16 protein-coding genes and 7 tRNA genes are annotated in these 20,275 nt (G+C 56.0%); 22 read left to right on the top strand and 1 reads right to left on the bottom strand.

Annotated features, from left to right (window positions below):
- Positions 1-240 precede the first annotated feature (240 nt).
- The 12 genes from nagB (at position 241) to CWM53_RS04210 (ending at position 7,343) form a co-directional block, all read left to right on the top strand.
- Positions 241-1,041, top strand: coding sequence for a glucosamine-6-phosphate deaminase (gene nagB, locus CWM53_RS04270; protein WP_012542446.1), 801 nt, complete (start codon positions 241-243; stop codon positions 1,039-1,041).
- 113 nt (positions 1,042-1,154) lie between these two features.
- Positions 1,155-2,303, top strand: coding sequence for an N-acetylglucosamine-6-phosphate deacetylase (gene nagA, locus CWM53_RS04265; RefSeq protein WP_074386533.1), 1,149 nt, complete (start codon positions 1,155-1,157; stop codon positions 2,301-2,303).
- Positions 2,304-2,311: 8 nt separating this feature from the next.
- The gene (gene nagC / locus CWM53_RS04260) at positions 2,312-3,532 is read left to right on the top strand and encodes a DNA-binding transcriptional regulator NagC (protein WP_061155337.1); all 1,221 of its coding nucleotides are present in this window, start codon (positions 2,312-2,314) and stop codon (positions 3,530-3,532) included.
- Between the two features lie 128 nt (positions 3,533-3,660).
- A complete protein-coding gene (locus CWM53_RS04255; protein ID WP_022065694.1) occupies positions 3,661-4,413 on the top strand; it encodes an HAD-IIA family hydrolase in 753 nt (250 codons plus the stop codon).
- Positions 4,414-4,691: 278 nt separating this feature from the next.
- Positions 4,692-6,356, top strand: a complete 1,665-nt coding sequence (gene asnB, locus CWM53_RS04250) for an asparagine synthase B (RefSeq protein WP_061155338.1) — start codon at positions 4,692-4,694, stop codon at positions 6,354-6,356.
- A 236-nt stretch (positions 6,357-6,592) separates the two neighbouring features.
- Positions 6,593-6,669: transfer RNA gene (locus CWM53_RS04240), tRNA-Met, on the top strand.
- An 8-nt stretch (positions 6,670-6,677) separates the two neighbouring features.
- A tRNA-Leu gene (locus CWM53_RS04235) sits at positions 6,678-6,762 on the top strand.
- 23 nt (positions 6,763-6,785) lie between these two features.
- Positions 6,786-6,860 (top strand) — tRNA-Gln (locus CWM53_RS04230).
- Positions 6,861-6,896: 36 nt separating this feature from the next.
- Positions 6,897-6,971: transfer RNA gene (locus tag CWM53_RS04225), tRNA-Gln, on the top strand.
- Between the two features lie 23 nt (positions 6,972-6,994).
- Positions 6,995-7,071, top strand: a tRNA-Met gene (locus CWM53_RS04220).
- 47 nt (positions 7,072-7,118) lie between these two features.
- Positions 7,119-7,193 (top strand) — tRNA-Gln (locus CWM53_RS04215).
- Positions 7,194-7,268: 75 nt separating this feature from the next.
- Positions 7,269-7,343, top strand: a tRNA-Gln gene (locus tag CWM53_RS04210).
- A gap of 119 nt (positions 7,344-7,462) precedes the next feature.
- Here the strand turns inward: CWM53_RS04210 and ubiF are convergent.
- On the bottom strand, positions 7,463-8,638 hold the full coding sequence (gene ubiF / locus CWM53_RS04205) for a 3-demethoxyubiquinol 3-hydroxylase (protein ID WP_100675908.1): 1,176 nt from the start codon (positions 8,636-8,638) through the stop codon (positions 7,463-7,465).
- Between the two features lie 179 nt (positions 8,639-8,817).
- Between ubiF and miaB the strand changes: the two genes are divergently transcribed.
- The 10 genes from miaB to CWM53_RS04155 all read left to right on the top strand — a co-directional run bounded on the left by miaB (position 8,818) and on the right by CWM53_RS04155 (position 20,220).
- Entirely contained in the window at positions 8,818-10,242 is a 1,425-nt protein-coding gene (gene miaB / locus CWM53_RS04200) for a tRNA (N6-isopentenyl adenosine(37)-C2)-methylthiotransferase MiaB (RefSeq protein ID WP_012542448.1), read from the top strand.
- A 153-nt stretch (positions 10,243-10,395) separates the two neighbouring features.
- Entirely contained in the window at positions 10,396-11,442 is a 1,047-nt protein-coding gene (locus CWM53_RS04195) for a PhoH family protein (protein ID WP_008805649.1), read from the top strand.
- The gene (gene ybeY / locus CWM53_RS04190; protein WP_002894722.1) at positions 11,439-11,912 is read left to right on the top strand and encodes an rRNA maturation RNase YbeY; all 474 of its coding nucleotides are present in this window, start codon (positions 11,439-11,441) and stop codon (positions 11,910-11,912) included. Before CWM53_RS04195 ends, ybeY begins: the two co-directional genes overlap by 4 nt.
- Before the next feature lie 147 nt (positions 11,913-12,059).
- Positions 12,060-12,938: a CNNM family magnesium/cobalt transport protein CorC gene (gene corC / locus CWM53_RS04185; RefSeq protein WP_004197606.1), complete on the top strand. Its 879-nt coding sequence runs from the start codon at positions 12,060-12,062 to the stop codon at positions 12,936-12,938.
- Positions 12,939-13,066: 128 nt separating this feature from the next.
- The gene (gene lnt / locus CWM53_RS04180) at positions 13,067-14,605 is read left to right on the top strand and encodes an apolipoprotein N-acyltransferase (protein WP_061155340.1); all 1,539 of its coding nucleotides are present in this window, start codon (positions 13,067-13,069) and stop codon (positions 14,603-14,605) included.
- A 355-nt stretch (positions 14,606-14,960) separates the two neighbouring features.
- On the top strand, positions 14,961-15,872 hold the full coding sequence (locus CWM53_RS04175; RefSeq protein WP_061155341.1) for an amino acid ABC transporter substrate-binding protein: 912 nt from the start codon (positions 14,961-14,963) through the stop codon (positions 15,870-15,872).
- A gap of 164 nt (positions 15,873-16,036) precedes the next feature.
- Positions 16,037-16,777, top strand: a complete 741-nt coding sequence (locus tag CWM53_RS04170; protein ID WP_061155342.1) for an amino acid ABC transporter permease — start codon at positions 16,037-16,039, stop codon at positions 16,775-16,777.
- Entirely contained in the window at positions 16,777-17,451 is a 675-nt protein-coding gene (gene gltK, locus CWM53_RS04165) for a glutamate/aspartate ABC transporter permease GltK (protein ID WP_074386537.1), read from the top strand. Before CWM53_RS04170 ends, gltK begins: the two co-directional genes overlap by 1 nt.
- Positions 17,451-18,176 carry an amino acid ABC transporter ATP-binding protein gene (locus tag CWM53_RS04160; RefSeq protein ID WP_008805645.1) on the top strand — a complete coding sequence of 242 codons (726 nt, stop codon included), beginning with the start codon at positions 17,451-17,453 and terminating at the stop codon, positions 18,174-18,176. The genes gltK and CWM53_RS04160 overlap by 1 nt, the downstream gene beginning before the upstream one ends.
- Before the next feature lie 373 nt (positions 18,177-18,549).
- Positions 18,550-20,220, top strand: a complete 1,671-nt coding sequence (locus CWM53_RS04155) for a ShlB/FhaC/HecB family hemolysin secretion/activation protein (RefSeq protein WP_100631546.1) — start codon at positions 18,550-18,552, stop codon at positions 20,218-20,220.
- Positions 20,221-20,275: the final 55 nt, after the last annotated feature.

The raw sequence follows: 20,275 nt of genomic DNA, 5'->3' as shown, positions 1-20,275 counted from the left end.
TCACTTACCGGCAAAGTGTGTGAAAAATTAATTCGTATCGCAAATTAAACGGGTATTTTTTGTGACTTTTATCACCAAATATCGTATTCCCCCCTCCCTTTCACTGGCTAACATCGAAAACTTATTTTATCATTCAAAAAATCAACACGGATTGACCCCGGTCGGCGCAGTTGCTGCAATACTCTCCTCAGAGTGCTGGCGCCAATCCGCCAGAATCTACTTTAACTATAGAGGTGAAGAATGAGACTGATCCCCCTGGTAACCGCTGAGCAGGTCGGTAAATGGGCTGCCCGCCACATCGTTAACCGTATTAATGCATTCAAACCGACTGCGGACCGCCCGTTCGTGCTGGGTCTGCCAACCGGTGGCACTCCGCTGACCGCCTACAAAGCGCTGGTTGAAATGCATAAAGCAGGCCAGGTTAGCTTCAAACACGTCGTCACCTTTAATATGGACGAATATGTCGGCCTGCCAAAAGAGCATCCGGAAAGCTATCATAGCTTCATGCACCGTAATTTCTTTGACCACGTTGATATTCCGGCAGAAAATATCAACCTGCTGAATGGTAACGCGCCGGATATCGATGCGGAATGCCGTCGCTATGAAGAAAAAATTCGTTCCTACGGTAAAATCCACCTGTTCATGGGCGGCGTGGGCAACGATGGCCACATCGCGTTCAACGAACCGGCCTCTTCTCTGGCGTCCCGTACCCGTATTAAGACCCTGACCCATGACACCCGTGTGGCGAACTCCCGCTTCTTCGATGGTGATGTGGATCTGGTGCCGAAATACGCGTTGACCGTGGGCGTAGGCACCCTGCTGGATGCAGAAGAAGTGATGATTCTGGTGCTGGGTCATCAGAAAGCGCTGGCGCTGCAGGCGGCGGTAGAAGGTAACGTCAACCATATGTGGACCATTACCTGTCTGCAGTTGCATCCGAAAGCAGTGATTGTCTGCGACGAGCCGTCCACCATGGAGCTGAAAGTGAAAACCCTGAAATATTTCAACGAATTAGAAGCTGAAAATATTAAAGGTCTGTAATGTAGTCGTGTCCCGCGACTTGCGCGGGACCCTCTTTTTCTTTGTATGCATCATCAGGCCGGCGGCAAATGAACGATTGCTGACCTGATGGGGCGTATATACCGGGGGTCGTAATGTATGCATTAACCCAGGGCCGGGTTTATACCGGTCATGAAATTCTCGATGACCATGCGGTTGTTATCGCCAATGGCCTAATCGAACGTCTCTGTCCGCTGGCGGATTTGCCGTCTGACATGGAGCAGCGCTCGGTCAACGGCGCAATAATTGCCCCCGGTTTTATCGACGTTCAGCTGAACGGCTGCGGCGGCGTGCAGTTTAACGACAGCCCAGAAGCGGTCACCGTTGAAACGCTGGAGATCATGCAGAAGGCGAACGAACGTTCAGGCTGCACCAGCTTCCTGCCGACGCTGATTACCTCCAGTGACGATCTGATGAAGCAAGGTATCCGCGTGATGCGTGAATACCTGCAAAAACACCCGAACCAGGCGCTGGGTCTGCATCTGGAAGGACCGTGGCTGAATATCGTCAAGAAAGGCACCCACAACCCGGACTACGTGCGTAAACCGGACGCCGCGCTGGTCGATTTCCTCTGCGATAACGCCGATGTGATCACCAAGGTGACCCTCGCCCCTGAACGCGTTGAGCCGGAAGTGATCCGTAAACTGGTTGCCGCCGGGATCGTCGTCTCCGCCGGTCACTCCAACGCCACGCTGAAAGAGGCGAAAGTGGGCTTCCGCGCCGGCATTACCTTCGCCACTCACCTCTATAACGCGATGCCGTACATTACCGGCCGCGAACCCGGCCTGGCCGGGGCGATTTTTGACGAGCCGGATGTCTACTGCGGTATTATTGTCGACGGGATGCATGTCGATTATGCCAACGTACGTAACGCCAAGCGCCTGAAAGGCGACAAACTGTGCCTGGTCACCGACGCCACCGCGCCGGCGGGGGCGAATATTGACCAGTTCATTTTTGCCGGGAAAACAATATACTACCGCAATGGACTGTGCGTAGATGAAAACGGCACGCTCAGCGGCTCCTCCCTGACCATGATTGAAGGGGTGCGTAATCTGGTGGAGCATTGCGGCGTGGCACTGGACGAAGTATTGCGGATGGCGACGCTCTATCCCGCGCGCGCTATCGGTGTGGACAAGCAGCTCGGCAGCATTGCGCCGGGCATGGTCGCTAACCTGACCGCCTTTACACGCGATTATAAAATCACCAAGACCATCGTTAATGGTAACGAGGTCGTCACTGAGTAAGTAAAAGTATGACAGCAGGCGGACAAGCTCAAATTGGTAACGTTGACCTCGTAAAACAACTGAACAGCGCGGCCGTGTACCGCCTGATTGACCAGCATGGGCCTATCTCGCGCATTCAGATAGCCGAACAAAGCCAGCTTGCCCCTGCCAGCGTGACCAAAATCACGCGTCAGCTTATTGAGCGCGGCCTGATCAAAGAAGTCGATCAGCAGGCCTCCACCGGAGGCCGCCGCGCTATCTCTATCATCGCTGAAACCCGCAACTTCAACGCCATCGGCGTGCGGCTTGGCCGCTATGACGCCACTCTGACCCTGTATGATTTAAGCAGCAAGACCCTGGAAGAGGAACATTTTCCCCTGCCCGAGCGCACCCAGGAAACGCTGGAACACGCCCTGCTGAATATCATCGCCACCTTTATCGAAAACTGTCAGCGCAAAATTCGCGAGCTGATCGCCATCTCGGTGATCCTGCCAGGCCTCGTCGACCCGGAAAGCGGCGTGATCCGCTATATGCCGCATATTGCGGTGGAAAACTGGGGCCTGGTCGGGGCGCTGGAAAAACGCTTCAACGTCACCTGCTATGTCGGGCACGACATCCGCAGCCTGGCGCTGGCCGAGCACTATTTCGGTGCAAGTCAGGACTGCGAAGACTCCATCCTGGTGCGCGTACACCGCGGTACCGGCGCGGGCATCATCTCCAACGGGCGCATTTTTATTGGCCGGAACGGCAACGTCGGCGAAATAGGCCATATACAGGTCGACCCGCTGGGCGAGCGCTGCCACTGCGGCAACTTCGGCTGTCTCGAGACCGTCGCGGCCAATGCCGCCATCGAACAGCGGGTTCGCCACCTGCTTGAGCAGGGCTACCAGAGCCGTCTGACGCTGGATGACTGCACGATCAAAACTATCTGCAAAGCGGCCAACAAGGGCGATGCCCTGGCCTGCGAGGTGATTGAGTACGTGGGGCGTCACCTTGGGAAAACGATCGCCATCGCGATTAACCTGTTCAATCCGCAAAAAATCGTCGTTGCCGGCGAAATAGTGGAAGCTGAGAAGGTCCTTCTTCCGGCCATCGAAGGCTGCATTAACGCCCAGGCGCTGAAAGCGTTTCGCAAGAACCTGCCGGTGGTGCGCTCTACTCTCGACCATCGCTCAGCAATTGGCGCCTTCGCGCTGGTCAAACGCGCCATGCTCAATGGCACGCTGCTGCAGCGCTTGCTTGAGAGCTAATCGCCTCTTTATTGATAGCGCGAAACGATCCGCATCACCCTGTCGCTGGTGGGTATGGTCCACCAGCGATGTGAAACCTCATCGATGACGAGTATAGTTTCGTCTTTGTTAATGATTCTGGACCCACCATGACCATTCAAAACATAATTTGTGATATTGACGGCGTGCTGATGCACGATAACGTCGCCGTTCCCGGCGCTGCCGAGTTTATCAAACGCATCCTCGATAAAGGCATGCCGCTGGTAATGCTGACCAACTACCCGTCGCAAACCGGCCAGGATTTGGCCAACCGTTTCGCCACCGCCGGCATCGACGTGCCGGATACCGCGTTTTACACCTCGGCGATGGCCACCGCCGATTTCCTGCGCCGCCAGGAAGGCAAGAAAGCCTATGTGGTGGGTGAAGGGGCGCTGATCCACGAACTGTACAAAGCCGGCTTTACCATCACCGATGTGAACCCGGATTTTGTCATCGTCGGGGAAACCCGTTCATTCAACTGGGAGATGATGCATAAGGCCGCCTTCTTCGTTGCCAACGGCGCCCGCTTCATTGCCACCAACCCGGATACGCACGGTCGCGGCTTCTACCCGGCCTGTGGCGCACTGTGCGCCGGCATTGAGAAGATCTCCGGCCGCAAGCCGTTTTACGTCGGTAAACCGAGCCCGTGGATCATCCGCTCAGCGCTGAACAAAATGCAGGCTCACTCCGAGCAGACGGTGATCGTCGGCGATAACCTGCGCACCGACATTCTGGCCGGCTTCCAGGCGGGGCTGGAGACTATTCTGGTGCTCTCCGGGGTCTCCACCCTCGATGACATCGACAGCATGCCGTTTCGCCCATCGTGGATTTACCCTTCCGTTGCGGAAATCGATATTTTCTGATGCCAACCACGTCGCAGGACGTGGTTTTTCATTTATAGCGCCTGCCAAAAGTCATTCATCTAATAAAAACGGCTTATAAATGCGTATTCCTCAATAAAGCCGCTCAAAAGATACTCTTTTTTTACTGTTCAACAATCACAGTTGCGTTTTTTCTTTTTCAGGCTGCAAAACCCTTGCGCCAGCGCCCCCTTTACGGCATTTTCTTAAACACGCACTCAGGCTTCGCCACGAGACGAAGCCAGCACAACATCAAACACGACAGGGTAATGGAGAAGGTTATGTGTTCTATTTTTGGCGTACTGGATATTAAAACTGACGCAGGCGAGCTGCGTAAAAAGGCGCTGGAGCTTTCCCGCCTGATGCGCCATCGCGGTCCGGACTGGTCTGGCGTGTATGCCAGCGACAAAGCGATTCTGGCGCACGAGCGCCTGTCTATTGTCGACGTCAACGCCGGTGCCCAGCCGCTGTACAACGCCGAAAAAACCCATGCGCTGGCCGTTAACGGCGAGATCTACAACCATCAGGCACTGCGCGCGGAGTATGGCGATCGCTATCAGTTCCAGACTGGCTCTGACTGCGAAGTGATCCTCGCGCTGTATCAGGAAAAAGGCCCGGAGTTCCTCGACGACCTGCAGGGGATGTTCGCCTTCGCCCTGTACGACAGCGAGAAAGACGCGTACTTAATTGGTCGCGACCATATCGGTATTATTCCGCTGTATATGGGCCATGACGAACACGGCAACTTCTATGTCGCCTCCGAAATGAAAGCGCTGGTGCCGGTATGCCGCACCATTAAAGAGTTCCCGGCGGGTAGCTACCTGTGGAGCAAAGACGGCGAAATTCGCCAGTACTATCAGCGCGACTGGTTCGATTACGACGCGGTGAAAGACAACGTTACCGATAAGAACGAGCTGCGTCAGGCGCTGGAAGAATCGGTGAAAAGCCACCTGATGTCCGACGTGCCTTACGGCGTGCTGCTCTCCGGCGGTCTTGATTCATCGGTCATCTCGGCTATCACCAAGAAATTCGCCGCCCGTCGCGTCGAAGATCAGGAGCGTAGCGAAGCCTGGTGGCCGCAGCTGCACTCCTTCGCGGTCGGTCTGGAAGGCTCTCCTGACCTGAAAGCGGCGCAGGAAGTGGCCAACCACCTCGGCACCGTACACCACGAAATTCACTTTACGGTCCAGGAAGGGCTGGATGCGATCCGCGACGTTATCTATCACATCGAAACCTACGATGTGACCACTATCCGCGCCTCGACGCCGATGTACCTGATGTCGCGTAAAATTAAAGCCATGGGCATCAAGATGGTGCTTTCCGGCGAAGGCTCGGACGAAGTGTTCGGCGGCTACCTCTATTTCCATAAGGCGCCGAACGCCAAAGAACTGCACGAAGAGACGGTGCGTAAGCTGCAGGCGCTGCATATGTTTGACTGCGCCCGCGCCAACAAAGCGATGTCCGCCTGGGGCGTGGAAGCCCGCGTGCCGTTCCTCGATAAGAAATTCCTCGACGTGGCGATGCGCATTAACCCGCAGGATAAGATGTGCGGCAACGGCAAAATGGAAAAACACGTACTGCGTGAATGCTTCGAATCTTACCTGCCGGCCAGCGTTGCCTGGCGGCAGAAAGAACAGTTCTCTGACGGCGTCGGCTACAGCTGGATCGATACGCTGAAAGAAGTGGCCGCGAAACAGGTCAGCGATCAGCAGCTGGAAACGGCGAGCTTCCGCTTCCCGTACAACACGCCGACCTCCAAAGAAGGCTATCTGTACCGCGAGATCTTCGAAGAGCTGTTCCCGCTGCCGAGCGCGGCAGAGTGTGTCCCTGGCGGTCCGTCGGTGGCCTGCTCTTCAGCGAAAGCCATTGAGTGGGATGAAGCGTTCAAGACCATGAACGATCCATCAGGCCGTGCGGTGGGCGTCCACCAGTCGGCCTACAAATAAGCCCTGACGGGTGCTGAAACGCCAAACGGACCCTCCGGGGTCCGTTTTCTTTTTGCAGGATTTATACCGCTGAAAAACGATAAATAACCAATAATTGCCGAATATTGCAGCGAGCTGTTCGCAACCTAACCAAACAGTCACATTACAACGATTTTCCTTGAAAAAGAGGTTGACGCTCGCAGGCCCAATACGCATAATGCGCCCCGCAACGCCGATAAGGTTACGCGAAAAAAGATGGCTACGTAGCTCAGCTGGTTAGAGCACATCACTCATAATGATGGGGTCACAGGTTCGAATCCCGTCGTAGCCACCATCTTTTTTGCGGGAGTGGCGAAATTGGTAGACGCACCAGATTTAGGTTCTGGCGCCGCAAGGTGTGCGAGTTCAAGTCTCGCCTCCCGCACCATTCACCAGTCAGCGTTGTACGGATGGGGTATCGCCAAGCGGTAAGGCACCGGTTTTTGATACCGGCATTCCCTGGTTCGAATCCAGGTACCCCAGCCATATTTCTTCGATATTTGCGGTTCACCGCGACGGTATTGGGGTATCGCCAAGCGGTAAGGCACCGGTTTTTGATACCGGCATTCCCTGGTTCGAATCCAGGTACCCCAGCCATCGAAGAAACAGTGAGACAATTTGGCTACGTAGCTCAGCTGGTTAGAGCACATCACTCATAATGATGGGGTCACAGGTTCGAATCCCGTCGTAGCCACCATATTCAGGACGTATCGATACGCATCGATAAATCCGTAAACAATTTGTTGGGGTATCGCCAAGCGGTAAGGCACCGGATTCTGATTCCGGCATTCCGAGGTTCGAATCCTCGTACCCCAGCCAAATTAAAAAGTCGCTCAGCAATGAACGCACTGTTGCCCTCAACCGGGGTAGTTACGGTAAAGCGCAACAGACAATTGGGGTATCGCCAAGCGGTAAGGCACCGGATTCTGATTCCGGCATTCCGAGGTTCGAATCCTCGTACCCCAGCCACTTAAATGCAAAAAAGCTCACTTCGGTGGGCTTTTTTGCTATTGGCGTCCTGACGACCATACTCGGTACTGACTACCGGGCAGGCGCTTTCCACTCCGCCCCTGCCCGGGAAGCCAGTTTTACAAGCCTAAGGCATACTTCAGCGCCTGACGCTTCAATACCCCGGCGCGTTCAGCCGCCATCAGGCCAATATTGCGCAGCATCCGCACCGGCGCCAGGTCATTACTGAATCCGGCATAAAACAGATCCATCCCCGACTGCATGATAAAATTATCCGCTCGCCGCCGCGCCTGGTAGCGCTTCAGCACCGGCAGGCTGGCCCAGTCTTCGCCTCGACCGCGCGCTTCCGCCAGGATCTCCAGCAGGGCATCCACATCGCGGTAGCCAAGGTTAACCCCCTGCCCCGCCAGCGGATGAATGGTATGTGCCGCATCGCCCACCAGCGCCAGGCCGGGCTGGACATACTGCAGCGCATGACGCCGGGTGAGCGGAAAAGCGCCGGCCGCCTGCGGCGTCACACGACCCAGCCGTGCCGGAAAGTGACTGGCGATCTCCTGCTGGAGCTGCGCCATGGTCATGCCCTGCAGCTGACGGATCCGCGCCGGCGCGTCGTACCAGACCAGCGAGGCCCAGTTGTCGAACAGCGGCAGGAAGGCGCGCGGTCCGCTGGGGGTAAACTGCTGCCAGGTGCTGTCACCGGGATCGTCGGCGCATTCGACGCTGATCAGCATACAGGATTGCTGATATTGCCAGGCGTGTACGCCGATGCCGGCCATCTCCCGCACCTGGGAATTGGCGCCGTCGGCGCCGATCACCAGCCGGGCGTGGATCGCCTCTCCCTCGCGTAAATGCAGCGCGGTATGCGCCTCGCCGCGCTGCATCGCCTCCAGTTCGCTACCAACGCGTAGGGTGACCCCTTCATGCGCCGCCAGCGCTTGCCAGAGGCCCCATTGCAGGACCTTGTTCTCGACCATATAGCCCAGTTCCGGCAGTTTGAGCTCTGCGGCGTCAAAGGCGACGTGCGCGCTCTCCCACTCCCAGGTCTCCAGACGACGATAAGCGTGGACGCGCATCGCCCTTACGGCATCCCAGACGCCGAGGCTCTTCAGCAGGCCGACCGAAGCCGCGCTGATAGCCGAGATCCGCACATCCGGGGCGGATGCCGGATCGAAAACCGGTGGCGCCGCTTTCTCAAGCACCGTCACGGTAAATCCCTGTTGCGCCAGCCCTAACGCCAGGGCGCCGCCGACCATGCCGCCGCCCACGATGGCGACATCTGTTGCGTGAATTGTCATGGCTATTATCCTTAAAGCAGAATCCGTTAAGTTTACCGGATTTTTTGTCCCCTTGCGGTGATAACGCTCGCACTGGTCAGGGGGCGACCAAAGCATTACAATACGCGCCCTGGAAAGCGAAATTCACCCTGTATATATCCCCGCGTTTTGGATATCTATTACTGAGCATGAGCAAGTCAATGACAAAAAAACTCCATATTAAAACCTGGGGCTGTCAGATGAACGAGTATGATTCATCAAAGATGGCCGATCTGCTGGATGCGACACATGGGTATCAACTGACCGAAGTGGCGGAAGAAGCAGATGTGCTGTTGCTCAATACCTGCTCAATTCGTGAGAAGGCCCAGGAAAAAGTTTTCCATCAGCTCGGACGCTGGAAGCTGCTGAAAGAGAAGAATCCGGACCTGATTATTGGCGTTGGCGGCTGCGTGGCCTCTCAGGAAGGCGACCATATTCGCCAGCGCGCGCACTATGTCGATATTATTTTCGGGCCGCAAACCCTGCACCGCCTGCCGGAGATGATTAACGCCGTGCGCGGCAACCGCAGCCCGGTGGTGGATATCAGCTTCCCGGAAATTGAAAAGTTCGATCGCCTGCCAGAGCCGCGCGCCGACGGCCCGACCGCCTTTGTTTCGATTATGGAAGGCTGCAACAAATACTGCACCTACTGCGTGGTGCCGTACACCCGCGGAGAAGAGGTCAGCCGTCCGTGCGACGATATCCTGTTTGAAATCGCCCAGCTGGCGGCGCAGGGCGTGCGTGAGGTTAATCTGCTGGGCCAGAACGTTAACGCCTGGCGCGGTGAGAATTACGACGGCACCACCGGCAGCTTTGCCGATCTGCTGCGTCTGGTCGCCGCCATCGACGGCATCGATCGTATTCGCTTCACCACCAGCCACCCGATCGAATTTACCGACGATATCATCGAGGTCTATCGCGATACGCCGGAACTGGTGAGCTTCCTGCACCTGCCGGTGCAGAGCGGTTCTGACCGGGTTCTGAATCTGATGGGACGCACCCATACCGCACTGGAGTACAAAGCGATTATTCGCAAGCTGCGTGAGGCGCGCCCGGATATTCAGATAAGCTCCGACTTTATTGTCGGCTTCCCTGGCGAAACCACAGACGATTTCGAAAAGACGATGAAGCTAATCGCCGACGTCAATTTCGATATGAGCTACAGCTTTATCTTCTCCGCTCGCCCGGGCACTCCAGCGGCCGATATGGTCGATGACGTGCCGGAGGAGGATAAAAAGCAGCGTCTGTATATTCTGCAGGAGCGGATCAATCAGCAGGCAATGGCCTGGAGCCGTCGCATGCTCGGCACGGTACAGCGCATTCTGGTGGAAGGCACGTCACGTAAGAGCCTGATGGAACTTTCCGGGCGCACCGAGAACAACCGCGTGGTCAACTTCGAAGGTACGCCGGATATGGTCGGTAAATTCGTCGATGTTGAAATCGTCGATGTTTACACCAACTCGCTGCGCGGCAAAATCGTGCGTACCGAGGCGGAGATGGGTCTGCGTATCGCTGAATCACCTGAATCAGTGATTGCCCGCACCCGTAAAGAGAACGATCTTGGCGTGGGTATCTATCAGCCGTGATCCCTCCAGGCCTGTCGGTTCCGGCAGGCCTTGTAATTCCTCTCTCCGTCCCTATATCTACAGCAATGCTTGCGCCATTTTCCTGTGACGTAAATAATTTCCTGATTAGCCGGCCACGCGCCGCGTCCGGCCACCTGCGTAAAGAGGAACAGTTTGAACATAGACACTCGTGAAATTACCCTGGAGCCAGCGGATAACGCACGCCTGTTAGCCTTGTGCGGCCCGTTTGACGACAACATCAAACAGCTGGAGCGTCGGTTAGGCATTGAGATCAACCGCCGTGACAATCACTTTAAACTGACCGGACGCGCCATTTGCGTACACGCCGCCGCCGATATTCTGCGCAGCCTGTATGTCGATACGGCGCCGATGCGCGGTCAGATTCAGGATATTGAGCCGGAGCAGATCCACCTGGCGATCAAAGAAGCACGCGTACTGGAGCAGAGCGCCGAGAGCGTGCCGGAGTACGGGAAAGCCGTCAATATCAAGACCAAGCGCGGGGTGATCAAACCGCGTACGCCGAACCAGGCGCAGTACATCGCCAATATTCTCGATCACGACATCACTTTCGGCGTGGGTCCGGCGGGTACGGGTAAAACCTATCTGGCGGTGGCGGCGGCGGTCGATGCGCTGGAGCGCCAGGAGATCCGCCGTATTCTGCTGACCCGTCCGGCCGTCGAGGCTGGCGAAAAGCTCGGCTTCCTGCCCGGCGATCTGAGCCAGAAGGTCGACCCATATCTGCGCCCGCTGTATGACGCGCTGTTTGAGATGCTCGGCTTTGAGAAAGTGGAAAAGCTGATTGAGCGTAACGTCATCGAAGTGGCCCCGCTGGCCTATATGCGCGGACGAACGCTGAATGACGCCTTTATCATTCTTGATGAAAGCCAGAACACCACCATCGAACAGATGAAGATGTTCCTGACCCGTATCGGCTTTAACTCCAAAGCGGTGATCACCGGCGACATCACGCAGATTGACCTGCCGCGCAGCACCAAATCCGGTCTGCGCCACGCCATCGAAGTGCTGGCCGAAGTCGATGAGATCAGCTTCAACTTCTTCCATAGCGAAGACGTGGTGCGCCATCCGGTGGTTGCCCGCATCGTTAACGCCTATGAGGCGTGGGAAGCCGCAGACCAGAAACGTAAAGCAGAACTGGCCGCCGAGCGCAAACGCGAAGCCCAGGAACAGGAGCAAAAATGAGTCAGGTGATCCTCGATTTACAGCTGGCCTGCGAAGAGACCAGCGGCCTGCCGGACGAAGCCCTTTTTCAGCGCTGGGTCGATGCCGTCATTCCGCCATTTCAGGAGGAGTCAGAGTTAACGATTCGTCTGGTCGATGTTGCAGAAAGCCACGAGCTGAACCTGACCTACCGCGGCAAGGATAAGCCGACCAACGTCCTCTCCTTCCCGTTTGAAGCGCCGCCGGGGATTGAAATGCCGCTGCTCGGCGATCTGATCATCTGCCGTCAGGTGGTGGAGCAGGAAGCCAGCGAGCAAGGTAAGCCGCTGGAGGCGCACTGGGCGCATATGGTGGTGCACGGCAGCCTGCATCTGCTGGGCTACGATCATATCGAAGACGACGAAGCGGAAGAGATGGAAGGCCTCGAAACAGAGATAATGCTTGCTCTGGGCTATGAGGACCCGTACATTTCCGAGAAGATTGCTGAATAGCCCCCTGCCGGATGGCGGCGCTTGCGCCGCATCCGGCCGCTGTTCCTGCATTTTACCAGCCTGAACGTCAGGCAACCCATGCCGTCCGGCGCTGAGTTTACGCGCGACGAGCGACAGTTAAATCAACATGAGAACCCAAACGACGCCATGAGCGACGACAATTCACACAGTAGTGACACAGTAAACAGCAAAAAGGGATTTTTCTCCCTGTTACTCAGCCAGCTTTTTCACGGAGAACCGAAAAACCGTGATGAACTGCTGGCGCTGATCCGTGATTCCGGGCAGAACGATCTTATCGATGAAGATACGCGTGACATGCTCGAAGGGGTAATGGATATCGCCGACCAGCGGGTCCGCGACATTATGATCCCCCGTTCACAAATGATAACCCTGAAACGCAACCAGACGCTGGACGAGTGCCTTGATGTCATCATCGAATCCGCTCACTCGCGCTTCCCGGTCATCAGTGAAGACAAAGATCACATCGAAGGGATTCTGATGGCTAAGGATCTGCTGCCGTTTATGCGCAGCGATGCCGAAGCCTTCAGCATGGAAAAAGTGTTACGGCCGGCGGTTGTCGTCCCGGAAAGCAAGCGGGTCGACCGCATGCTGAAAGAGTTTCGCTCACAGCGCTACCATATGGCGATCGTTATTGACGAATTCGGCGGCGTCTCCGGCCTGGTGACCATCGAGGATATCCTTGAGCTCATCGTCGGGGAAATTGAAGACGAATACGACGAAGAAGAAGATATTGATTTCCGCCAGCTGAGCCGCCACACCTGGACGGTGCGCGCTCTGGCCTCCATCGAAGACTTCAACGACGCCTTCGACACGCACTTCAGCGATGAAGAAGTGGATACCATTGGTGGGCTGGTGATGCAGGCCTTCGGCCATCTGCCGGCTCGCGGCGAATCTATCGACATTGATGGTTACCAATTCAAGGTAGCAATGGCAGATAGCCGTCGTATCATTCAGGTGCATGTAAAGCTGCCCGATGACGCTCCCCAGCCGAAGCTGGAAGAGTAAGCCGCGGCACTGAAGGTCACGGCCAGCCGGAAGACAGACCGTGGGCGATCCCCGGCTGTCCCCTCTCCCTGCTGGCAAACAGCATAGCCTGTGGCAACAGGCGTTAATTTACGGGACGATTAGCCTAAATGGTATTTGCCTCTCTTCTTGAACGTCAGCGCGTACGTCTGCTGCTGGCGCTGCTATTCGGAGCCAGCGGAACGCTGGCTTTTTCACCTTATGACTTCTGGCCGGCAGCTATCGTTTCGCTGGCCGGTCTGCAGGCGTTGACCCTCAACCGACGCCCGCTGCAAAGCGCCGGGATCGGCTATTTCTGGGGATTCGGGCTGTTTGGCACCGGTATCAACTGGGTCTATGTCAGCATCGCGCAATTCGGCGGTATGCCGGGTCCGGTTAACGTCTTCCTCGTCGTTCTGCTGGCGGCTTATCTCTCGCTCTATACCGGCCTGTTTGCCGGCCTGCTCGCCCGGCTGTGGCCCAAAACCAGCTGGCTGCGGGTGGCTATCGCCGCCCCCGTGGTCTGGCAAATCACCGAGTTCCTGCGCGGCTGGGTGCTGACGGGTTTCCCGTGGCTGCAGTTCGGCTACAGCCAGATTGACGGCCCGCTGAAAGGCCTGGCGCCGGTGATGGGCGTCGAGGCGATCAACTTCCTGCTGATGATGGTTAGCGGCCTGCTGGCCCTGGCCCTCGTCCAGCGCAACTGGAAGCCGCTGGCTATTGCCGCGCTGCTGTTCGCCCTGCCGTTCCCGCTGCGCTATATCCAGTGGTATCAGCTGCTGCCGGAGCGCGCGACCCAGGTCTCGCTGGTGCAAGGCGACATTCCGCAGGCCATGAAATGGGACGAGAAGCAGCTGGTCAACACCCTGAAAACGTACCTGGCGCTGACCCAGCCGCATATCGGCCACTCGCAGCTGATTATCTGGCCCGAATCGGCGATCCCGGATCTGGAGATCAACCAGCAGCAGTTCCTCAGCATGATGGACGATCTGCTGCGCGCAAAAGACAGTTCGCTGATCACCGGCATTGTCGATGCGCGTCTCAATAAGCAGAACCGCTACGATACCTACAACACCATCATTACCCTCGGTAAAGATAACCCGTACCGCTACGACTCGACCAACCGTTACAACAAGAACCATCTGGTGCCGTTCGGTGAGTTTGTGCCGCTGGAATCGATTCTGCGTCCGCTGGCGCCGTTCTTTGACCTGCCAATGTCCTCCTTCAGCCGCGGCCCCTACGTGCAGCCGCAGCTGATGGCGCATAACCTGAAGCTGACCGCCGCCATCTGCTACGAGATCATCCTCGGGGAACAGGTACGCGATAATTTCCGGCCGGACACCGACTTCCTGCTGACCATCTCCAACGATGCCTGGTTCGGTAAGTCCATCGGTCCGTGGCAACACTTCCAGATGGCGCGAATGCGTGCGCTGGAGCTGGCCCGCCCGCTCCTGCGCAGCACCAATAACGGCATTACCGCGGTCATCGGCCCGCGCGGCGAGATCCAGAAGATGATCCCGCAGTTTACCCGCGAAGTGTTGACCACCACCGTGACACCCACCAGCGGCTTAACCCCTTACGCCCGCACCGGCAACTGGCCGCTATGGGCGCTGACGGCGTTGTTTGGCTTCGCTGCACTGCTAATGAGCCTGCGTCAGCGTCGCCGATAAGTCTCTCCGCCGGCGACCCCCGTCGCCGGCGTTTTTTCTCACCCTGTTTGCCATCCTGGCACAGTCATTGCTTTATTTTCCCTGGTAGCGACATCGTCCGACCCAGTGCAACCGGGTTGCACCATAAACGTTCGGCGGTCGCGCTATTTTGGTGCAATGGAAGATATTTGCCTCCCATTGGTGCGGAGCACTTCGCAAAAATAAACAATAAAACAGCAAAATCTTTACATTAAGCCAAACTAAATGCTAACAAACACATACAAATGCGGCACGTGGACGCGTGCCCCGAATAACAACACACACAATCACAATGGGTATCAATAGCGTCGCTAACGCTACGGATAAGGAGTTGGATATGCAATTACGTAAACTGGCCGCCGCAATGCTGGTCATGGGTGTGACCGCCGGTGTGGCACACGCAGAAGATGCCGCCCCGGCGGCAGGCCAGAGCACCCTGGATAAGATCGCCAAAAATGGGGTTATCGTTGTCGGCCATCGTGAATCTTCAGTCCCGTTCTCTTACTACGATAACCAGCAGCAGGTTGTGGGCTACTCTCAGGACTATTCCAACGCCATCGTTGATGCCATCAAGAAAAAGCTGAATAAACCTGACCTGCAGGTCAAACTGATCCCGGTCACCTCGCAGAACCGTATCCCGCTGCTGCAGAATGGCACCTTTGATTTCGAGTGCGGCTCAACCACTAACAACCTCGAGCGCCAGAAACAGGCCGCCTTCTCCGATACCATCTTCGTGGTCGGCACCCGTCTGCTGGTGAAGAAAGACGGTCCGATCAAAGATTTCCCGGACCTGAAAGACAAAGCCGTTGTTGTCACCTCCGGAACCACCTCAGAGATCCTGCTGCATAAGCTGAACGATGAGAAAAAAATGAATATGCGCATCATCAGCGCCAAAGATCATGGCGACTCTTTCCGCACCCTGGAAAGCGGACGCGCCGTGGCCTTTATGATGGATGACGCCCTGCTGGCGGGCGAACGCGCGAAGGCGAAGAAACCGGATAACTGGGAAATCGTCGGCACTGCGCAGTCGAAAGAAGCCTATGGCTGCATGCTGCGTAAAGACGATCCGTCGTTCAAAGCGCTGGTCGATGAAACTGTTGCCCAGGCCCAGACCTCTGGTGAAGCGGCGAAATGGTTTGATAAATGGTTCAAAAATCCAATTCCGCCGAAAAACCTTAACCTGAACTTCGAACTGTCTGACGACATGAAAGCGCTGTTCAAATCACCTAATGACAAAGCACTGAACTAATTATAACAACCAGGGGCAGGATATCCTGCCCTCCCGATGATTGTCACAGCACGGACAGACTATACGGTGGCTGGTCGTTCCCCAGCCGCCGCGAATACCGAAACAAGCTGGACAACCGTCTTCGAGGGTAGCAATGGCTACCCTTTTTTTTCCAGGAGTCATGTATGTCAATAGACTGGAACTGGGGGATTTTCCTGCAACAGGCCCCCTTCGGCAACACTACCTACCTGGGCTGGCTGTGGAGCGGTTTTCAGATAACCGTCGCCCTCTCCATCTCGGCCTGGATCATCGCTTTTCTCGTCGGCTCACTGTTTGGCATTTTACGCACGGTCCCCAATCGTCTGCTCTCAGGGATTGGCACCTGCTATGTCGAACTGTTTCGCAACGTGCCGCTGATCGTGCAGTTCTTTACCTGGTACCTGGTGGTGCCGGAATTCCTGCCGGAAAATATCGGCATGTGGTTTAAATCCGAGCTGGATCCGAACATTCAGTTCTTTGTCTCTTCCATGCTGTGCCTGGGGCTGTTTACCGCCGCCCGCGTCTGCGAACAGGTACGCGCCGCCATTCAGTCGCTGCCGCGCGGGCAGAAGAACGCCGGTCTGGCGATGGGGCTGACCCTGCCGCAAACCTACCGCTACGTGCTGCTGCCGAACGCCTACCGCGTTATCGTGCCGCCGATGACCTCGGAAATGATGAACCTGGTGAAAAACTCGGCCATCGCCTCCACCATCGGTCTTGCCGATATGGCCGCGCAGGCGGGCAAACTGCTGGACTACTCCGCTCATGCCTGGGAGTCTTTTACCGCCATCACCCTGGCCTACGTCTTCATCAACGCGGTGATTATGCTGATTATGTATGTGGTCGAGCGTAAGGTTCGCCTGCCTGGCAATCTGGGAGGCAAATAATGTACGATTTTGACTGGAGTTCGATCGTTCCGTCCATGCCTTATCTGCTGGCGGGGCTGGTGATCACCCTGAAAATTACAGTGATAGCCATTATTTTCGGCATCGTCTGGGGCACCCTGCTGGCGGTGATGCGCCTGTCCAGCTTTCTGCCGCTGGCCTGGTTTGCTAAAACCTACGTCAACGTGTTCCGCTCTATCCCACTGGTGATGGTCCTGCTGTGGTTCTACCTGATTGTCCCGGGCTTCCTGCAGAACGTGCTGGGCCTGTCGCCGAAGACGGATATTCGCCTGATCTCGGCGATGGTGGCCTTTTCGATGTTCGAAGCCGCCTACTACTCAGAGATTATCCGCGCCGGCATCCAGAGCATCTCCCGCGGCCAGTCCGGCGCCGCGCTGGCGCTGGGGATGACCCACTGGCAGTCAATGCGGCTGGTGATCCTGCCGCAGGCCTTCCGCGCCATGGTGCCACTGCTGCTAACCCAGGGGATCGTCCTGTTCCAGGATACCTCGCTGGTGTATGTATTGAGCCTCGCCGACTTCTTCCGTACCGCCTCCACGATTGGCGAGCGTGACGGAACCCAGGTCGAAATGATCCTGTTCGCGGGCGGCGTCTATTTTGTGATTAGCCTCAGCGCCTCGCTGTTGGTCAGCTGGTTGAAGAAAAGGACTGTGTAATGATTACCCTGAAAAACGTTTCAAAATGGTATGGTCACTTTCAGGTGCTGACCGATTGCTCCACGGAAGTGAAAAAAGGCGAAGTCGTGGTGGTCTGCGGACCGTCAGGCTCGGGTAAATCCACGCTGATTAAAACGGTAAACGGTCTTGAGCCCGTGCAACAGGGGCAGATTATCGTCGACGGCACCGTGGTTAACGATAAAAAGACCAATCTGGCCAAACTGCGCTCGCACGTCGGGATGGTATTTCAGCATTTTGAACTGTTCCCGCATCTGTCGATTATCGACAACCTGACGCTGGCGCAGGTCAAAGTGCTTAATCGCGATAAAGCATCAGCGCGCAAGAAAGGCCTCAAATTGCTGGAGCGCGTTGGCCTGGCAGCGCATGCGGAAAAATATCCGGCACAGCTCTCCGGCGGCCAGCAGCAGCGTGTGGCCATTGCTCGTGCCCTGTGCATGGACCCGATCGCCATGCTGTTTGATGAGCCCACCTCAGCGCTTGATCCGGAGATGATCAACGAGGTGCTGGACGTCATGGTCGAACTGGCCAACGAGGGGATGACCATGATGGTTGTGACCCATGAAATGGGCTTTGCCCGCAAGGTGGCGAACCGGGTGATCTTTATGGATGAAGGGAAGATTGTCGAAGATGCCGATAAAGAAGCCTTCTTTGCCAATCCGCAATCCGATCGCGCCAAAGATTTCCTCGCCAAAATACTTCATTAATGGTTTTTCTCTGCGCATACCGCCCGGTATGCGCAGCTTATCTTTCCCGCCATATTATTCGTCAATATTATTTATGCGGCTGCTTATCGCCACTACCATTTACGTACTAAATAAACCTCACCGATAAAACCTGAACTTATTTATTTAATCGATCAATTCATAAAGAATTCAATAATGAATTCGTGGATCTGCCTCACCACCGCCGCTAGCATATAACGCCTCGTAACAGGTTCGTCGCACGATTATTTTATTAATTGAATATAATATTCTTGCCTGACCTCGCCTGCGCCGAAATAAAGACCATCAGTGTTCTCTGCCACCCGCAGGATAACTGATGCGTCACCGAACCAATGAAACAAATGGATATTGCTTCATGTTAATTCGATCTCGCACGCTCACTGGGCTGCTGTGTATCACGCTGGCGGGCACCTCAGCCGCCGGGGCCGCACAATTGACCACCTCTGCTCACCAGACGGAGCAGGATAAAGCCCGTCAGGAGGCGCTGACGCCGCAGCAACAGGATTTTCAGTCTTCACAACAGCGCGTGGCGCCGCAGGGTATCCCTTTTCCTGAGGAAACGCATTGCAAATTGATCAACCGGGTCGATATCGACTCCGATAACCAGACGCTCACCCACCAATTACTGGCGAAAACGGCGCAGCAGGCGCAGGGGCGCTGTCTGGGTGGTGAAGGCATTCGTCTGCTGGCCTATACCTTGCAAAATGAGCTGATCGCGCAAGGCTACATCACCTCGCTGATTGATGTGCCCTCCCAGTCGCTGGAGCAAGGCATTCTCAGGCTGACGCTGCACTATGGCAAAGTGGGCGCTATCGACTATGCCGACGGCTCAGACACCACCCGCTTGTGGAATTCACTGCCAACCTCTTCCGGCACGATCCTGCGCTTAAGCGACCTCGAGCAGGGCATGGCCAATCTGCAGCGTCTGCCCGGCGCCACCGCGCACATGAAACTGCTGCCGGGGCAGCACGAGGGGGAAAGCGATATCCAGATTGCCCGCAGCCTGGAGAAAAAATGGCAGCTTGGCGCCTGGCTCGACGACGCCGGCAGCAAAGCCAGCGGCCGCTACCAGGCCGGCGGGGCCCTCTATCTCTATGACCTGACTACTCTCAACGATATCCTGTACCTTTCCGGCGGGGGGGATATTGAATTCAATCAGCATAACGACGGCAACCACAACGGCAGCCTGTATTATTCAATTCCCTTCGGCTACTGGTCATTGAGCGCCTACGGGGCATACAGCCAGTATCGCCAGCAGTTTAACGGCAACTGGTCGACGATGGATTATAAGAGCAAGAATCGCTACTACAGCGCCACGCTGAGCCGTCTGCTCTCCCACACCCGGCAGCAAAAAACCACCGCCGACCTGCGGATCGCCAAGAGTACCTCGCATTATTACTTCGGCGGCAGTGAACTACAGGTGATGCGCAAGCAAACGCCCTCCTGGGAGTTCACCCTCAACCACCAGCACTACTTTAACAAAAAGATTGTCGATGCCAGCATCGGCATCCAGCGCAGCCTGCCGTGGCTCAGCTCAACGCCAACGCCGGAGGAAAAGGCCGGGTTATACAGCCCGCTGTCGCGGATCGTGCATGGTAATATGCAGGCGCTAATGAAATTTGACGCCACCGGCGACAAATTTACCTGGGCTCCCCGCTTCAGCGCCCAGTTCAGCCCCGACAAACTCGCTTCCGATAATAAATTCAATATTGGTAGTCGCTGGAGCGTGCGCGGTTTTGACGGTGAAAACAGCCTGTCCGGCAATCAGGGATGGTACTGGCGCAACGATTTTATCTGGGATCTGCCCACCCACGAGCGGCAATTCTATCTGGGCGCGGATGTGGGTCGCCTTATCGGCGCCGATCTGTATCAAAAAGGCAAAGTGCTCTCCGGCGCCGTCAGCGGCTTGCGCGGACAATTATGGTCAACGCAATACGATCTGTTTATTAGCACCCCGCTCAGTAAGCCGGATAAGTTTCATAGCGACGCCCTGAATATGGGCTTTTCATTACAGTGGAGGTATTAATTCAGTCATTATCGACCCTTTCAGCTACGTTGTTTATTAATCTTAATTTAAAGGA

The organism is Klebsiella sp. A-Nf5, assembly GCF_002810545.1.
In the GTDB taxonomy this organism is placed as follows: domain Bacteria; phylum Pseudomonadota; class Gammaproteobacteria; order Enterobacterales; family Enterobacteriaceae; genus Klebsiella; species Klebsiella variicola.
Note: the sequence above shows the minus strand (reverse complement) of the source record. Positions and strands in the feature narration are given on the sequence as shown.

Excerpts from the sequence above, each read along its gene's own strand:
- gltK (WP_074386537.1), top strand. The coding sequence starts at position 16,777 with ATGTACGATTTTGACTGGAGTTCGATCGTTCCGTCCATGCCTTATCTG.
- corC (WP_004197606.1), top strand. The coding sequence starts at position 12,060 with ATGAGCGACGACAATTCACACAGTAGTGACACAGTAAACAGCAAAAAG.
- asnB (WP_061155338.1), top strand. The coding sequence starts at position 4,692 with ATGTGTTCTATTTTTGGCGTACTGGATATTAAAACTGACGCAGGCGAG.
- CWM53_RS04170 (WP_061155342.1), top strand. The coding sequence starts at position 16,037 with ATGTCAATAGACTGGAACTGGGGGATTTTCCTGCAACAGGCCCCCTTC.
- nagA (WP_074386533.1), top strand. The coding sequence starts at position 1,155 with ATGTATGCATTAACCCAGGGCCGGGTTTATACCGGTCATGAAATTCTC.
- nagB (WP_012542446.1), top strand. The coding sequence starts at position 241 with ATGAGACTGATCCCCCTGGTAACCGCTGAGCAGGTCGGTAAATGGGCT.
- ybeY (WP_002894722.1), top strand. The coding sequence starts at position 11,439 with ATGAGTCAGGTGATCCTCGATTTACAGCTGGCCTGCGAAGAGACCAGC.
- CWM53_RS04155 (WP_100631546.1), top strand. The coding sequence starts at position 18,550 with ATGTTAATTCGATCTCGCACGCTCACTGGGCTGCTGTGTATCACGCTG.
- CWM53_RS04160 (WP_008805645.1), top strand. The coding sequence starts at position 17,451 with ATGATTACCCTGAAAAACGTTTCAAAATGGTATGGTCACTTTCAGGTG.
- nagC (WP_061155337.1), top strand. The coding sequence starts at position 2,312 with ATGACAGCAGGCGGACAAGCTCAAATTGGTAACGTTGACCTCGTAAAA.
- CWM53_RS04255 (WP_022065694.1), top strand. The coding sequence starts at position 3,661 with ATGACCATTCAAAACATAATTTGTGATATTGACGGCGTGCTGATGCAC.
- lnt (WP_061155340.1), top strand. The coding sequence starts at position 13,067 with ATGGTATTTGCCTCTCTTCTTGAACGTCAGCGCGTACGTCTGCTGCTG.
- ubiF (WP_100675908.1), bottom strand. The coding sequence starts at position 8,638 with ATGACAATTCACGCAACAGATGTCGCCATCGTGGGCGGCGGCATGGTC.
- CWM53_RS04175 (WP_061155341.1), top strand. The coding sequence starts at position 14,961 with ATGCAATTACGTAAACTGGCCGCCGCAATGCTGGTCATGGGTGTGACC.
- miaB (WP_012542448.1), top strand. The coding sequence starts at position 8,818 with ATGACAAAAAAACTCCATATTAAAACCTGGGGCTGTCAGATGAACGAG.